General features: G+C 65.2%; 17 protein-coding genes. 6 read left to right on the top strand and 11 right to left on the bottom strand.

Features of this window, described 5'->3' with window-relative positions; genetic code table 11:
* Positions 1-7 precede the first annotated feature (7 nt).
* Genes M9921_03210 through M9921_03200 form a run of 3 tightly spaced genes read left to right on the top strand, consistent with a single transcriptional unit; the run spans position 8 to position 1,608 of the window.
* Complete coding sequence (locus tag M9921_03210; protein MCO5295843.1) at positions 8-436, top strand: DinB family protein; 429 nt, start codon at positions 8-10, stop codon at positions 434-436.
* 28 nt (positions 437-464) lie between these two features.
* Positions 465-986, top strand: a complete 522-nt coding sequence (locus M9921_03205; protein ID MCO5295842.1) for a DUF1579 domain-containing protein — start codon at positions 465-467, stop codon at positions 984-986.
* A 4-nt stretch (positions 987-990) separates the two neighbouring features.
* Entirely contained in the window at positions 991-1,608 is a 618-nt protein-coding gene (locus tag M9921_03200) for an SRPBCC domain-containing protein (protein ID MCO5295841.1), read from the top strand.
* Position 1,609: 1 nt separating this feature from the next.
* Here the strand turns inward: M9921_03200 and argJ are convergent, their stop codons facing one another.
* The 11 genes from argJ to rlmN form a co-directional block, all read right to left on the bottom strand.
* Positions 1,610-2,752, bottom strand: a complete 1,143-nt coding sequence (argJ, locus tag M9921_03195; GenBank protein ID MCO5295840.1) for a bifunctional glutamate N-acetyltransferase/amino-acid acetyltransferase ArgJ — start codon at positions 2,750-2,752, stop codon at positions 1,610-1,612.
* The gene (gene argC, locus M9921_03190; protein MCO5295839.1) at positions 2,749-3,750 is read right to left on the bottom strand and encodes an N-acetyl-gamma-glutamyl-phosphate reductase; all 1,002 of its coding nucleotides are present in this window, start codon (positions 3,748-3,750) and stop codon (positions 2,749-2,751) included. Before argC ends, argJ begins: the two co-directional genes overlap by 4 nt.
* A 32-nt stretch (positions 3,751-3,782) precedes the next feature.
* The gene (locus M9921_03185) at positions 3,783-5,201 is read right to left on the bottom strand and encodes a PH domain-containing protein (protein MCO5295838.1); all 1,419 of its coding nucleotides are present in this window, start codon (positions 5,199-5,201) and stop codon (positions 3,783-3,785) included.
* 5 nt (positions 5,202-5,206) lie between these two features.
* A complete protein-coding gene (locus tag M9921_03180) occupies positions 5,207-5,689 on the bottom strand; it encodes a PH domain-containing protein (GenBank protein MCO5295837.1) in 483 nt (160 codons plus the stop codon).
* Positions 5,690-5,707: 18 nt separating this feature from the next.
* The gene (locus M9921_03175; GenBank protein MCO5295836.1) at positions 5,708-6,121 is read right to left on the bottom strand and encodes a hypothetical protein; all 414 of its coding nucleotides are present in this window, start codon (positions 6,119-6,121) and stop codon (positions 5,708-5,710) included.
* A 42-nt stretch (positions 6,122-6,163) separates the two neighbouring features.
* On the bottom strand, positions 6,164-7,624 hold the full coding sequence (locus M9921_03170; protein ID MCO5295835.1) for a DUF3084 domain-containing protein: 1,461 nt from the start codon (positions 7,622-7,624) through the stop codon (positions 6,164-6,166).
* A gap of 49 nt (positions 7,625-7,673) precedes the next feature.
* Positions 7,674-8,783 carry an LptF/LptG family permease gene (locus M9921_03165; protein ID MCO5295834.1) on the bottom strand — a complete coding sequence of 370 codons (1,110 nt, stop codon included), beginning with the start codon at positions 8,781-8,783 and terminating at the stop codon, positions 7,674-7,676.
* Positions 8,780-9,523, bottom strand: coding sequence for an LPS export ABC transporter ATP-binding protein (gene lptB / locus M9921_03160; protein ID MCO5295833.1), 744 nt, complete (start codon positions 9,521-9,523; stop codon positions 8,780-8,782). Before lptB ends, M9921_03165 begins: the two co-directional genes overlap by 4 nt.
* On the bottom strand, positions 9,520-10,323 hold the full coding sequence (locus M9921_03155; protein ID MCO5295832.1) for a hypothetical protein: 804 nt from the start codon (positions 10,321-10,323) through the stop codon (positions 9,520-9,522). Before M9921_03155 ends, lptB begins: the two co-directional genes overlap by 4 nt.
* Positions 10,320-10,487 (bottom strand): hypothetical protein, encoded by a 168-nt coding sequence (locus M9921_03150; protein ID MCO5295831.1) that lies wholly within the window; start codon positions 10,485-10,487, stop codon positions 10,320-10,322. The genes M9921_03155 and M9921_03150 overlap by 4 nt, the downstream gene beginning before the upstream one ends.
* Before the next feature lie 353 nt (positions 10,488-10,840).
* Positions 10,841-11,965 (bottom strand): 23S rRNA (adenine(2503)-C(2))-methyltransferase RlmN, encoded by a 1,125-nt coding sequence (rlmN, locus tag M9921_03145; GenBank protein ID MCO5295830.1) that lies wholly within the window; start codon positions 11,963-11,965, stop codon positions 10,841-10,843.
* 181 nt (positions 11,966-12,146) lie between these two features.
* Here rlmN and M9921_03140 point away from each other — a divergent pair, with 181 nt between their 5' ends.
* The 3 genes from M9921_03140 (at position 12,147) to M9921_03130 (ending at position 15,654) form a co-directional block, all read left to right on the top strand.
* The gene (locus tag M9921_03140; GenBank protein ID MCO5295829.1) at positions 12,147-12,761 is read left to right on the top strand and encodes a PEP-CTERM sorting domain-containing protein; all 615 of its coding nucleotides are present in this window, start codon (positions 12,147-12,149) and stop codon (positions 12,759-12,761) included.
* A gap of 108 nt (positions 12,762-12,869) precedes the next feature.
* A complete protein-coding gene (locus tag M9921_03135; GenBank protein MCO5295828.1) occupies positions 12,870-13,994 on the top strand; it encodes a trypsin-like peptidase domain-containing protein in 1,125 nt (374 codons plus the stop codon).
* 64 nt (positions 13,995-14,058) lie between these two features.
* A complete protein-coding gene (locus tag M9921_03130; protein MCO5295827.1) occupies positions 14,059-15,654 on the top strand; it encodes an AAA family ATPase in 1,596 nt (531 codons plus the stop codon).
* Position 15,655: the final 1 nt, after the last annotated feature.

Below are 15,655 nucleotides of genomic sequence, written 5' to 3'. Positions count from 1 at the left end.
TCCCGGCATGGCCCCAAATCCCACCGCGGAGCTCTTCCGCCAGCTCGCTTCCGGAGTGGACATTCCGGCCCCCGGGAAGCTGCTCAGCCGCATCAAGCCCGAGGACGCGGCGCGCGTGTTGCCGGGGATGCCCTACTCGCTTCTCACGAACCTCGCCCACATGCACTTCTGGCAGGACCTCTGGCTCAAGAAGATCCGGCGCGAAAAACTTCCCCGTTTCCTCGAGGGCGACTGGCGCATTCCCGAGGCCTCGGAGTTCCCTGATCTGCGTGCGGCGTTCCTGTCCGGATTTGACGAGGCGTGCGGCCTCGCCAATTCCGGGCCGGAGCCGGAGATCGCCAAAACCCTGGTTGCGATCGCGATCCACGATGCCTACCACCTCGGCCAGATCAATCTGATCAAGCGGTCGTTGCGTCTCGTCGCCCGCACCAGGTAGTTTCGACAGCACCAATAGGAGGTCGACGATGACTCGATGGACTCTCGCAGCAACGCTGCTGCTCGTATGCGCTCTCGCCAACTCCCAGGTACCCGACATGGGTCCCGCACCCGAACTCAAGAAGTTTGAGTGGATGGTCGGCAACTGGTCCGGCACGATGAAGATGTCGATGGAAGGCATGGAGATGGAGGGCAAAATGACCCACCATGCCGAGTGGAGCGGCCCGTTCCTCCGAGGCACCAGCAAGTGGGAGATGGAGGGCTTCACCATGAACGAGGAGTTCTTCATGGGTTGGGACCCCGAGAAAGGCAAGTACAGCTCCTACACGTTTACGAACCTGGCCCCGACGCCGCGCATCGAATGGGGCGTGGCGCAAGGCGACACGGTGGTGTTCACCAGCGAACCGTGGAAAACCGATCCCAACGGGGAGGCCACGGTGAGCCGTGCCTCGATGACCAAATTGTCCGACACAGAGCTCAAGTTCGTCCTCGAATTCAAAGCGGGGGACGATTGGGTCAAGGCTGGAGAGGCGATCTTCAAGAAGCAGTGAGATCGTGAAATACAACCTGAAGCCAGACTTCCCTATCGACAACGCAACGTCCAAGAAGGAGACCGGCAAGACCCTCGACGAGTGGTTCGCGGAGTTCGACGCCATGGACGGTCTGAAGAAAGGGCGACGCGCACTCAGCGTCTATCTGAACGAGGCCGGCGTGGATCCGTGGTGGTGCAACACGATCTCCGTCGAATACGAGGCGGCGCGCGACGTGCGGAAGAAGGACGGGCTCCTCGAGGGCTACTTCATCTGCGCGACCAAGACCATTGGGGCGCCCCTCGCCGACACGTACCGCAAGTTCACCTCCCCCGAGGGGCTCGCCGCCTGGATGGGTGAAGGCACCCGCGCGGAGATCAAAGACGGCGGGTCGCTGACCGGCCCGGACGGCGAGAAGGCCACCCTCACCCGCGTGCGCGAAAACAAGGACCTGCGCCTCTCGTTCGAACACCCGGATTTCACGGCGCCCAGCGTGATCGACGTGCAGTTTCACGACAAGGCCGGCAAGAAAACGATGGTCTACATCCTCCACCAGCGGCTTCAGACCAAAGCCGAAGCCGATGGAGTGCGGGAAGCGTGGGGCGAGGCCTGCGACCGCCTCAAGAAGCTGATCGAGGGCTAGATCAAGTGTGGTACTCCGCGTTGATGCGGACGTAACCGTAGCCGAAGTCGCACGTGTACATCGTCGCGGTCTCGCCTGGCCCCAGGTCCAAAGCGATCACCACGTGGTCGCTCTTGAGGGCCGTCGAGGCGCGCTTCGGGTCGAAGGAGGAGGGGGTCCCGTTCTCGAACAGGAGGTGTTCCTCACCCTGGGAGGCGATCACGAGCGTGGCCTGGGCCGGATCGAACCGCGCACCCGACCGCCCCGCCGCCGCCATGATCCGGCCCCAGTTCGGATCGCAGCCGAACATGGCGGTCTTGACCAGGGGCGAGTTCGCGATCGCCAGCGCCGCCCGGCGCGGGTCGTCGGATCCGGTCACCCGAATCTCCAGCAACTTCGTCGCACCCTCGCCGTCGCGGGCGATCTGTTTGGCCAGATCCACGCACAGGTCCGTGAGGGCCTCGACCAACGCCTCCTCGTCCAGCTCCACCCCGCTCGCCCCATTGGCAAGCACCAACACCATGTCGTTCGTGCTCGTGTCTCCGTCGACGGTCAGGCAGTGGAAACTCGCGTCCACGGCCGCGCGCAGGGCGCGGTCGAGGACGTCCGGTGCGGCCACGGCGTCGGTCGCCACGAACGCCAGCATCGTGGCCATGTTGGGCGCGATCATCCCGCTTCCCTTGCCCGCACCGAGGAACCTCGCGCCGCCCACCTCGCGCTCGGCTTGCTTCTCGACCAGGTCGGTGGTAAGGATGGCCTCGAGAAAGGGCTTGGGGTCCTCGCTCAAGGCATCGGCCGCGTCCTCGACGCCGCGCTGGACCTTCGCCATGTCGATCAGATGGCCGATCACCCCGGTGTGGGCCACCGCCACATCTCCGTCTCCGAGTCCCAGGGCGCCGGCCGCCAATTCGGCCATGCGAGCCGTGTCGCGCACCCCTTGCTCGCCCGTGGCGCAGTTCGCGTTGCCGCTGTTCACGACGACCGCCCGAAGGGAGCCCGTGCCCACGACCGCGCGGGTGAAATCGATGCAGGCCGCCCGCACGAGATTCTGCGTGAACACCCCCGCCACGGCCGCGGGTCGATCGCTGACGATCAGTCCCAAATCGCGCCGCTTGTTCTTTAATCCGCAACGGACCCCTGCGAACCGAAAGCCTGTGGGCGTCATGGCCACACTCCGTGAACGGTCAACCCTGTCGCCTCGTCCAGCCCAAACATCACGTTGAGATTCTGCACGGCCTGACCCGCGGCACCCTTCACCAGGTTGTCGAGGACCGAGACAACGACCGCGTGGCCCGTCCTCCCGTCGAACGCGGCGGCCAGAACGCACGCATTGGTGCCGCGCACCTCCTTGGTCGAAGGCCATCCCTCTTCGCGAATGCGCACGAACGGCGCTTCGGCATAGGTTTTCGCCCAAGCCGTCAGGACGTCCTCACGGTCCGCTCCCTGACGGAGCGGAACGTGGCACGTCGCGTGGATCCCGCGTGCGAATGGCAGGAGGTGGGGCGTGAAGCGCACGGGACGGCCCAGGCCCTGCTCGATCTCGGGGGTGTGGCGGTGGCCCGTCACCCCGTACGCCTTGAATCCCCCCTCGAGTTCGCCGAGCAGATAGTCGGTCTCCGTGCGCGAACGCCCTGCGCCGGACACGCCGGATTTGGCGTCGACGACGGGCGTTCCGTCGATCAATCCCGCCCGCTCGAGCGGAACAAGGGCCAGCAGTGCCGCCGTCGGATAGCAGCCCGGGTTTGCGACCAGCGCCGCACGAGCGATCGCGTCCCGAGACTCGAGCTCAGGCAATCCGTACACCGCTTCCACCTCCGGGGACGAATGCTCCCGTCCGTACCAGCGCGGATAATCCGCGCGGTCCCGCAAACGGAAGTCCGCCGAGAAGTCGATCACCCGCATCCGCTCCAAGAGCTGGTGGGCATGCTCCATGGCAAATCCCGATTCTTGGCAAAGCAACGCCACATCGCCCGGCAGCGAGGCGGCTTCGAAGCGGGAGAGAACCAGGTCGGTGTCCAACCAGGGGCACGCATCCCGGAGGGGTGTGCCCTCCAACCGGGCGGAGGTGACCGCGACGACCTCGGCACCGGGGTGCGCCGCCAACAGCCGCACCGCCTCGGCGCCTCCATAACCCGTTGCCCCCACGACCGCAACACGTATCATCGAAGGGCACAGGGTACCCCTCGCGAAGCGCTCTAGAGCCCTGAGACGCGCGCCCCTTTCACGATCTCGTCCTGAAGCCGGTGCGCGACGGGTGCCGGGAGATCGGGGATGACGGCGTCGGGGGTCGCAAACGAGGAAGCCGTACGCACGCGCAACGTCGCCAACCCCAGCGCCCGTTGAAAGGGGCTCGACCCGGCCTCGACGTACTGGACGCGCTCGAGAGGGATGAACACGATCGAGCGCTTGAGGACGCCGCCTCGCACGCAGAGAAACCGTTCCCGGATGGCGTAGCCCAGTGCGGCATGCCGTTTCCTGGCATAGATCCAGCCCAGCGCGAGGAACACGGGGAGCAGGGCGCCCATCCACGGGCCGAGCGTCCTAGCCAACAGCCCCGTTCCAAGCAGACACGGCCAGAAAATGGCGAGAAACCCGCGTCGAATGGTGAGCGGGCTGACACCCGACCACTCCACCTCCCCCAAGGGAAGGTCGGCGAACACGTGCCGACCCAGGCGCCCCGCGTTCTCTTCGCGCACGACCGGCGCGAGCTTGGTCGTGCCCCCACCCTCCTCCTTGCCGAACGAACCCGCGGTCGCCACATCCATTTCGCACAGACCGAGGAGCCGATAGAGCCAGGGCTGCACGACCCTCACATACTGCACTCGGCGCAGCGGAATGACGTGCTCGATCTGGGTGAGGAGCCCGAAACCCACCTTGAGCCCCTTCTCGTGGCGCGCGATGTGGAAGCCGTAGTACTTCGTCACGGTGCCCGCGATGGCGAGGAACCACCCGACGAGAAGCAGCAGAAAGCCGGCGAGCACCAAGGCGCCGACTCCCAAGCTGCGGGCAAGGTGGGTTGCGGGGCCCGAGGCGCGGCGCACGAAGCCCATCAGCTCGGGCCCCTGCATCAACCCGAGCACCGCGAACACCAAGTACAACGACCGATTTTGAAACGCACCCGCCAACATGAGATCGCGCAGTTCGACCTGAAAGAGCGAGGGCGGAGTCTCCCGAACCTCGAACGCCGGACCGGGCGTTTGGCCGAGCAGAGCATGCTTCAGCTCTTGGGCGTCGGCCTCGGAAAGCACCTTGAGGCTGGCTTCGGCAGCCGAGCCGCTCGCCGTTTGGATGTCGACCTGGCTGACTCCGAGGATCCTGTGAAGCACGTTGCGCTGGACGTTCACGTTTTGGATGCGGGCAAGCGGGATCGTTCGGTTCTGCTTCCACACGAGCCCGGAGGTGACGACAAACGCCGCTCCCTCGAATCCGTAGCGGGTCGTCGCGTACCGGAAGACGGACACGGCGACGGTGAGCGCACCCACGCCCGCGATCACGATCTCACCCATGCCCTCGCGCCTGGATCCCGCGGCCAGCACGACGATCACGGTAAAGAGGAAGCGGCGGAGGAACTCGATCGCCTCCACCAGCATCGTGGCCCCATGCAACCGCCGCATGCCCGTCACACGTCGTCCCCGCGTCCGGCCAGGAGAACGGATCGCAGCAACTCCGCTTCTTGGGGGGTTAAGCCTGGAATGGCGCCAACGGACCCCCCAGCGACGTAGACGACGACTTGGACGAGCCCAAAGCGACGATCGAGCGGCCCCGAGTTGATGTCGAGGTGCTGAATCCGGTCGCGAGCGACCACGCGGCGCGTTTGCCAGATCACTCCCCACGAGAGCACCAAGTCGTGTTCGCGCACCTCGTAGGTCCATCGCTGCCACTGCCTCCGAACCATCCACTGCGAGAGGATGCCGAGCGCCACAAAGACGCCCGGGAGCACGACGGGTACCCGAAAGGGCCACCCATGGATCGGCATCAAGACCAGACCCTCGAAAAGGGCGGCGCCCGCGACGAGGAACACACTGGTGGTCGCCGCGGAGAACCTCCAGACGCCTTGAATCGCAGGATGGATCGACCGGGGTCCGCTGGGAGTTTCACTCATTGGATTCTCTTCCAGCGCTCAGGCGAGCAACACCCTCTCGGCCAGGATCAGCGCGACGAAGTCGTCCACCGGATCGGGCGGAACCTGCATCGTCGACGGCAGGAACCGTCTCCACCCGCGGCGCCGATGGTGCTCCCAGTAGCGCTCGCGTGCCTCCAGCGTCGTGTTCTTCTCGTCCACGACCAGCACGCCGACGCTCGGCATCGCGTCCCGGATCGCGTTCACGACGTCTCGCGAGCGAGTCCCGGCGCCTACGATGACCATGTTGAAGTGCTGAACCGCATTCGCCTCGTCGATCCGTTTGGCGATCTCGTCTTTGCCGAACACTCCCCGCCAGAGCAACGTCAAATGCCCTTCGGCCTCCCGCCGAACGAGGGCGAACCCGCATTTGGAACTCCCCGGATCCACGGCCAAAACGGTCTTCACATCCATGTTGTCTCGATGATGGCCCACCCAAGGGAGGCCCGGCGACGCTCAACGGAGTCGGAAGGTGAGTTTGAGCGAATCCGCGGCGCGCGTCGTCTGGGCCGCCAACGCCTGGACCCGGACCTCCCGCGATACCTGGAGGATCTGGCGCATCAAGGCGAGCACATCCTCCTGCGACACTTCTCCGAGCGGGCTGCTCGCGCCGCGCACCGGGATCATCTTGGCCTCCAAAGCCTTGGGGCGAACGGTCCCGGTCAGGAACTCGTTGATCTGCTGCAGAACCCGGTCCTCCGACTGCTGCCCGTTGATCCGGCCCTCCGCGACGACCTGTCCCTCTTGGTACACGATGGGATTGCGGTAGGCCTTGACGTCGAGCGCCACGAACTCCCCCTGGAACGCGTTGAGCATCGAGGACGCGATCAGCACCAGGTCGTCCCGTTGACCGGTGATCCCTTTGACGATCGCATTCTCCTGCTCCTCGATCGTGACGATGCGGTCGGGCGTTTCGCGGTACCACAGGCCGCACGAGGGGTCGCCCCGTGCCCCGCGCTGGTCCGCGAGGATCCTCGCGGAGCGCAACAGGCTCGTCAAGGCGGCGCGGGCCGCCTCTTCGGTGAGGTTGTTCGGGACGGACAGCCGGGCCAACTCCTCGCCCATGGCGAACGTGAGCGGCATGGTGCGGCTCGCATTGAGGTTCTGCGCGAGCATGTTCGAGGCGGTCGAGAGCCGCGCGCGAAGGTCGTCGAGTTCGAGCTTGCCCCTTTCGAGCTCTCCCTTGGTGTCGCCCAGGTCCTTGCTGAGACGTTCCTGCTCGGCCAAGAGCCGCTCCTTGTCGGCCGAAAGGCCAGAGATGTCCTGCTTGAGCCTCTCCGAGTCCCGAATGAGCTGATCGTTCTCCATGCCCAGCCGCCGGTTCTCGACGTACGCGTCGTTCTGCTCCTTCTGGAGGATCGCGAAAGCGTCGCTCAAGCCTTTGTACTCTTGGCGCGCTTTGACCAGGTCCGCTTCGGCCGACCCGAGATCCTTGGTCGTCGCAGCCAACGCCGCCGCCTGCTTGGTCAGCGACTCGGTGAGGTTTTTTGCCTGCCTGGTCAGCGCCGCGACCTTGAGCCCCGCCTGGCGCGCGCGCTCCGCCGACACCGCGGCGGCGTCGCGAAACTTCTTGAGGTCCGCCAAGGATTGCTGCAACTTCGCGTCCAGTTCCGCCACTTGGGTGGTCTTGGATTGGATCTGCTGGTCCAGCTCGGTGCCTTGCGATTTCAGGGTGCCGACTTCGCCGCGCAACACCTTGACCTGTTCGATCGCCTGCCGGCCCTCGATCAGCCACAGCCGAACGTCCTGACTGGCCGCAAACACGATCGCGACCGTCACCAGGGGAATGAGCACGCCCGCTCCCACCGTCAACACTGCCGCGGTATGGCGGGGGCGGAGACCGAGGAGCCGAAGCCGCTTCTTGCCGAGGTACCGGCCAAGACGGTCCGCGTAGAAGGCGATAATGCCTCCCAGCACGATAACCAATCCCACAAAGCCAATACTGGTCAGATCCAACGTTCGTCCCTTACCGATTCTTCATACGAATCGTCACCGCCGCGAAAATCAAGCCCAAGAGCAAAGGGGTGAAACTGGCCGCGTACGGTGGGATCGCCCCTCCTTGGGCGTAAATGGCCATGAAGTTCGTTAACAACATGTACCCGAAAATAATCACCACGGACAGCCAGAAACCGGCGGCGGCCCCCGTTCGGTGGTTCCGGATGCCCAACGGAGCACCCACCAAGCCGAAGATCAACGCGGCCAGGGGAAGCGTGATCTTGTTGTAGTAGCCGTACTCCAGATTGGCGATCTGGCCCGGACTGATCCGCGTGTTCTCCCTCGCCCGTTTGATCTGCTCCCGCATCTGCTTCATGCTGAGCGAGTCGAGGTCCTTGATCATCCCAGCCACCAAGTCTTCGAAAGTCAGCGAAAGCTTCTCGATCTGTTCGGGCCAGGCGTCCCCGTCGATATACACCAAGGTCCGCCCGTCCGCGGAGAGCAACCGACCGCCACCGCGCAACCGCCAATTGTCTGGCCCTTGATACTCCAGTTCGTTTGCAAACAGCACGAACGTGGGATCGCCCTGCGCGTCGTACGTCGTGATCTGGGCTCCCCTCAGCGTCCTCGCGCGAAGGCTGAAGTCTCGAGCTACGACCATCGCCTTGAGCACTCCGCCCTCGTACACGGGTTGTCCGATCGGTTGCAGCGACGTCCCCTTGAGCTGCTTCGCCACATCGGTCTGCAACGAGGTCGCGCGCATGGCCGCTCCGGGAACCAGCGTCTCGTTGAACCAGAACGTCACCAGCGAGATCACGAGGCCAAACGCCGCCACCGGCATCATCATGCGTCCCAAGCTTGCCCCAGCCGCCTTGAGGGCCACGATTTCGCTGTCGCTGCTGAGTCGCCCGAAGGCCAAGAGCGCGGCGAGGAGCGCCGCCATCGAAAACGTCTTGGCCATGACCCCGGGCAGCAGCAGCAGGGTCAACTCGATGACGGTCCCGAACGGAACGCCCTGGGCCATGTAATCCGTGATCTTGAACAGGTACGTGCCCGCCATGATGAGCACGGTGAAGATGGCCGTGCCGAACAGCCAGGGCCCGATCAACTCGCCGAGGATCAGGCGGTCGATCCGCCTCATGCCCGGTCCTCGGGGAGGCTGTCCGAACGGAACTGCTGCCCGAGATAGTGGCTGCGCACCTTCGGATCGGCGGAGATCTCGCGGCCGCTTCCCTGCGCGATGATCTTCCCGTCGATGAGGATGTAGTTGCGATCGGTGATCCCGAACGTCGCAGCGACGTTGTGATCGGTGATCAGGATGCCGATATCTTGGTCTTTGAGCCGAAACACGATCTCTTGGATCTCCTCGATCGTGACCGGGTCGATGCCCGTGAACGGCTCGTCGAGGAGGATGAACTTGGGTTCGGTGGCAAGGGCGCGGGCGATCTCGACGCGCCGCCGCTCCCCTCCGGACAGCACGTTGCCCGCGCTTCTGAGAATGCGCGTGATGTGCAGCTCTTCGGCAAGCTCCTCGACCTTGGCGTCGATCTCCTTGCGCGAACGGCCCGCAAGCTCCAGCACGAGCCGCAGATTGTCTTCGACGCTCAACTTCCGGAACACGCTGGGCTCTTGCGGAAGGTAGCCCACGCCGGCCCGCGCGCGCTTGAACATCGGCCAGTGCGTGACGTCCGTGTCATCGAGATGCACGGTTCCCTCGTTGGGGCGGACCAGGCCGGTGACCATGTAGAACGTCGTGGTCTTCCCCGCCCCGTTCGGGCCCAGCAAACCCACGATCTCTCCCTGGGAGATCTCGAAGGTGACGTGGTCGACCACGCGCCGTCCGCGGTAGGCCTTGACGAGCCCGGCCGCGCGGATCTTCAACGCGCCCCTCCCCCGCGGCGGGTCAGGTGCGAAACGCCCGGATCGCCCTTCATCTCGACGCGGATCGGCTTTCCGGTCGCGTCCAGGGTGATGACGGCCGCGGCGCCGCGGGCGTCGGCGGTCATCACGTCGTCGTCCCCGCTCAGGAAGACTCCCCCGCTCAAGGTCACGGTGCGGGCCAGCGCATCGTATTCCAGTTGCGCCGCGTCTGCGGTCAGCGTCTGAACGCGCTCGACTTTGTCCACCACTTTGCGGGTGCGCATCTCAAGGTGCACGGGACCCCCCAAGCCCGCCTTGCGCAGCAGGCTCGGCGCCGATGCGGGCTGCGACTCGAAGAGTTCCGCGTAACCCGAGGCGCCCTTGGCGGTGATCGTGCCGTTTGCCGTCGTCTGCTCGATCGTGAGCGCGCCCGGACACGCCACCCGCCGCGCCGGCCCGTCGAAGGTGGCCCGCGGCGTTCGCAAGATCACGGGCTTGCCGTCGGCAGCCGCTTGAACGACGACCGCCCCCTGCACGTCTGCCGTTTCCAGCAGGTAGGCCTTGCCGTCTCCCTTGGTCGCCCGTCCCTTCCACACGCGGGCCTCGATCGTCAGGCCCTGGGAACGCCACTCGCCCACCGCTGGGGAACCCGAGCCGCTGAACGCCAACGATCCGTCCTTCTGAGTGGTGATCACGAACCCGTCAAAGCGCTTCAGGGTCATGTTGCGCGCGCGGTCCTGGAAGTTGACCGTCACATCCTGTGCCGCGAAGGCGACGATCGGGACCAGCGCACACAGGAACCCGGTTCTGAATCTCCTCAAGGCTTGCCTCCCTTGAACTCTTCGGGCGTCCCCACTCGTGTCAGGTCGGCGTTGGCCCAGAGTTCGCCCTCCGGACCCATCTTCCAATCCGGGCTCTCGACCCGGACGTTTCCCCGCGCCACGATCAAGCGGTCTTCGCCTCGCCACTCCAATGTCTCGCACATCAATTCGGACCCTTCACCTTCGGACACCACGTGCACGGCTCCCGCCAGCCTGAGTATTCCCGTGGCGCGGTCCGCCTCCGCGCGCTCGGCGGAAAAATGGCTCGCAGGCTGGTCATCACGGAACAGGACGCCTGACACCCTTGCCATGGATCCCCCGATTGCGCCATCGGACCCAACGTCCAAGACCGCCGACTCCCACGAGAGCGTCCACTCCTTCGGGCGTCCGACCTCTTCAGACCGGCGCGTGGCCTCCCCGGGGCCGGAATGGACCGTGCGCTCGGGGACGGGAGGTTTTGGCGTCCCTTTGGCCCCCGGGCGCGGCGGAGAGGTCCCGCACGCCACCAATGCCACGCTCACGAGCGCAAGGGCAAAGCCGCGGATGCCGCCCTCCTTGCAAACCTGCCGGTGTGCTCTCCCGCAAGCTGCCCGCAGGCCGCTGCGATGTCGTGGCCCCGCTCGACCCGTTCCGCGACGCTCACGCCGCGTTTCTCGAGCGCCGCCTTGAACGCCCTGACGTTGGCGCGGGATGGGCGCGCGTAGCCTTGGATCGTATCGACATGGTTGAAGGGGATCACGTTGACGAACGAGGGCACCCCTTGGAGCAGTTGGGCCAACTCGTCGGCTTGTTCGACCGTGTCGTTGAGGCCGTCGATCAACAGGTATTCGATCGTGATCTTGCGGCCTGTCGCGCGCTGGTAGGCGCGCATCGCCGAAAGGACCTCGCGGACCGGCCACCGGTGGTTGACGGGCATGAGCCGCGAACGCACCTCGTCGCGAGGAGAGTGCAGGGAAAGCGCCAGGTGGATCGGAAGTCCCATGTCGGCCAGCTCGTAGATTTGCGGAACCAGCCCCACGGTCGAGACCGTGAGATGGCGGTAGCTGAGCCCGACCTCCTCGTGCAGAAGCTTCAGGCTTTTGACCACGTTCTGGAGGTTCAGCAGGGGTTCGCCCATGCCCATGAACACGACGTGCGAAACGCGGCGCTCGGAGAGCCCTTGGAGGAGCAGGTACTGGCCAACGATCTCTCCCACGGACAAGTTCCGGTCGAAGCCGCCCAATCCCGTGGCGCAAAACGTGCATCCCATCGGACAGCCCACTTGCGAGGAGATGCAGCAGGAAACCCGGTCCGGATAGGGGAGCAGGACGCACTCAAAGACCTCGCCATCCCCACCGTGGACGAGCAGTTTGTCCACGTCGTCCGTCGACCGGAGGTGGCGCTCCACGGTCAGGGGGTTGACCACCGCGCGCTCGGCCAGCGTCTCGCGCAACGCATGGGGGAGGTCCGTCATGTCGCCAAAACTCGATGTGGCGCGTCCGTAGACCCAGGCGGCGATCTGCTTGCCGCGCCATCGGGCATCGGAGCGTTCGCCGAGAAACAGCGCAAGCTCCGACGAGGACATGCCCACGAGACTCGGATGACGATCGACCAACCCCTTCAATGTACCTGCGGGAGCGTGGATGCGGAGTCGTGCGGGCATGGGAGTTCAACCGCAGAGCGCATGGCCCCCCGCGCAAACCCCGGTATTTTCGCTGTATCTGGCAGCAATCCTGCCGGTTTTCGAGGGGGTACATCCCACAAACGGCGCGACACACTGTACAGTGAACGATCGACTGGACTTCGCCTGCCTTTGATGGCAGGCACCGAAAAGAGGGAGAACTATGAATCATTCCATCAAACTTCTGGCCGCTGGAGCGGTCTTCACGATCGCGAGCGCCGGCGCGCACGCGACCTGGTTCACCGACGAGGCCTCGTTCCTTGCCGCGATCGACGGCACGTACTACCTGGAGAACTTCGACGGCTGGAGCTTCGGAAACCCGCTTGGCGGAGACCTCACGTGGTCGGCCCCCGGGGGCAACGGTTACGGCTGGGACGCGGCCGCGAGCAACGGACTCTATTCGCTGCCCGGCGGGCTCTCCACCAACTCGCCCGAAGATCCGATCGACTTCACGTTCACCGGAGCCCCCGTCACGGCGTTCGGCATGAACCTGTCGGATACGGACTTTGATGGCAACTTCATTCCCGGCGATGTCACGCTCGACCTGAGCAATGGCCAATCGAACACCCTGACGGTGGGCGCGAACGAGACGTTCGTCGGCTGGGTTGGCAACGACGTCCTGACCTCGGCGTCCATCGTCGCGGTCTCCGCGGCGGACGATTACGTCCTTGCGGACCACGTCTACACGGGCGCGGCGCCGGTTCCGGAGCCCGCCTCGATGGTGGCCCTCGCCCTGGGCGCCGGAGCGCTCTTGCGACGTCGCGCCAAGAAGGCGTAACCGCCACGCTCCGAGTTCGAAACAAAGAACGGATCCGCAGCGCGGGTCCGTTCTTTCTTTTTGGTGTCGCCACAACGGGCGGGGTTCGCGACGTTCTATAAGGGAGGGATGAAGAAAGCGATACCGATTCTGGGCGTCCTGGCCGCTTGTTTCGCCGCGGCATTGCTCGCACTTCGCGTGGACCGCCTGTTGACCCGCACCGATGCACCCGCCGGCCCTGCGACCATGTCGGTGCCTATCCGCAGCGCGACCTTCGGTGCGCCGGGGCAGCCGATCGACTTTCGGGACGCCGTCAAGCGGCTTGCGCCCTCCGTGGTGTCGGTCGACAAGCTGGAACAGGTGTCGCGTGGATTCTTCTCGGACTCGTACGAGATCGCCCAGACCAGCACGGGGTCCGGGGTCATCGTAAGCGCGGCGGGGCATATCGTGACCAACCACCACGTGGTCGAGAACGCCTACTCGGTTCAAGTCCGCCTGGCCGACGGCCGGACGTTCGATGCCAAGGTCGTGGGATCGGACTCCATCAGCGACCTGGCCGTCCTGAAGATCGATGCGCCAGGTTTGGTGCCCGCCGAGCTCGGGGACAACTCCAAGCTGGAGCCCGGCGAGTGGGTGTTGGCGATGGGGAATCCCCTCGGGTTTTCCAACACGGTGAGCGTCGGCGTGGTCAGCAGCGTCAACCGCACGCTCCCCACGGAGAACGGTTCGGTCCTCGTGGACAGCATCCAGACGGATGCGGCCATCAACCAGGGCAACTCGGGAGGAGCGTTGGCCAACGTCGCCGGCCAAGTCGTCGGGATCAACTCGATCATTGCGACAACTACGGGGGGCAACATGGGGCTTGGCTTCGCCATCCCCATCAACCGGGTCCGGCGCATCGTGGACGACATCCTCAAGTATGGACGCGCGCGATACGGAACGCTGGGACTGCGCATCTTCTCTCGATCCGGGATGCTCGCGAGGGCTTCCGTGCGGGATTCGATCCGCCAGACCATCGGTGCGACGCCCCCGGACGAGGGGTTGATCGTGCGGACGGTGATGCCCAACGGTCCCGCCGCGGGTGCCGGGATCGGCGAGCTCGACGTCCTGCTCGAACTGGACGGAGTGAAGCTTCTCGAGCCCTTCGACTACATCAAGGCCGTCGTGGACAAGCAGCCCGGCGACAGGGTGAAGGTGAAGTTCTGGTCGAAAGGCAAGGAACGGACGGTCCAGGTCACCTTAACCGACTCTTGATGCGCGCGGCACTCGAAACTCGTCGTATCTTAAAGGGGGGCCTGCCCCCAGCCCTTTGAAAACCATGTCTCTTCTCACCGACGGACTGACGCAGCTTCTCGAGATTCTTCCGAGCGCCGTCCGCGAGCGCCTTGAGCGCGGCGCGGGCTTGGAGAGCCTGATCGAGATCGTTTTGGATTACGGCCGGCCCGCCGAGGCCCGCTACCGCGACCACGTCGAGCGCATGCTCGACCTGATCGTCTCGGAAAAGGACATCGAGTTCGTGATGAAGTCGATCGGCGAATTCGGGTTCGACAACCGCGCGGGCATCGAACGAACGCTCCACCGCATCAGCGCGATCCGAAACCGTCACGGCAAGGTGATCGGGCTCACTTGCCGCGCCGGACGCGCCCTGGAGGGAACGATCGACATCATCGACGACATCGTGCGCTCCGGGCAGTCGATCCTGCTCCTTGGAAAGCCCGGTGTCGGCAAGACCACCAAGCTGCGGGAGGTCGCGCGGGTGCTCGCCGACGAGGTCGAGAAACGCGTGATCATCGTCGACACGTCGAACGAGATCGCAGGCGATGGCGACGTCCCGCACCCCGGAATCGGCACCGCGCGCCGCATGCAGGTGCGCGTGCCCGTGGAGCAGCACCAGGTCATGATCGAAGCGGTCGAGAACCACATGCCCGAGGTGATCGTGATCGACGAGATCGGGACCGAGGCCGAGGCCATGGCGGCACGCACGATCGCCGAGCGCGGCGTGCAGCTCGTCGGCACCGCCCACGGCCAAACGCTCGAGAACCTGATGCTCAATCCAACCTTGGCCGACCTCATCGGAGGGATCCAGGCCGTGACTCTGTCGGACGACGAGGCCCGGCGGCGTGGCACCCAAAAGACCGTGCTCGAGCGCAAAGCGCCTCCCACGTTCGACGTCGTGATCGAGCTCTTGGACTTCGACCGGCTCGCCGTACACCACAACGTGCAGAAGACCGTGGATATGATTCTGCGAGGCGTGGCCGCTCGGCCCGAGATCCGGGTGCGGACCGACCAGGGCAAGGTCGAAGTCGTTCAGAAGGAGGAGACGAAAGAGCTGACGGATGCGGCGTTCAACAGCAGGTTCCCGAGCCTGGCCCGCAAACCGGAGACCGAGGCCGAGCCCGTCGATCGGATCGACCGAGGCGACGCCGAGGCGGGAGAGCGGCCGCCCCAGCTCGTCAAGATCTTCCCGTACGGGATTGCCAGAACGCGTCTCGAACGGGCGATCCGTGAAAAGCGCGCCCCGGCCTACGTCTGCACGGACGTGACCCAGGCCGATGCCGTGATGGCCATCCGCTCGAGCTACCAGAACCGGCCCCGCAAGATCCGGGACCTTGCCGGCAAACCCGTCACCACGGTCGTCGTGAAGTCGAACACCTTCTCGCAGATCGCCGCGGCCTTGGACGAGATCCTTCGCGGGGCGGGCGAGCAGAAGGACAGCGAGGCCCAGGCGATGGACGAGGTGCTTGCTGCGATCGACATCGTCATGCAGAGTGGCAAGCCCTACGAGCTCAGTCCTCAGCCTGCGACGATCCGTAAGATGCAGCACCAGGTAACCGAGGCGAGGCGCGTCGCCAGCGAAAGCGTGGGCGAAGACCCGAACCGGCGCCTGCGCGTGCTGCCGGTTCGGCTTGCCTAGC

The organism is Fimbriimonadaceae bacterium, assembly GCA_023957775.1.
In the GTDB taxonomy this organism is placed as follows: domain Bacteria; phylum Armatimonadota; class Fimbriimonadia; order Fimbriimonadales; family Fimbriimonadaceae; genus JAMLGR01.
Note: the sequence above shows the minus strand (reverse complement) of the source record. Positions and strands in the feature narration are given on the sequence as shown.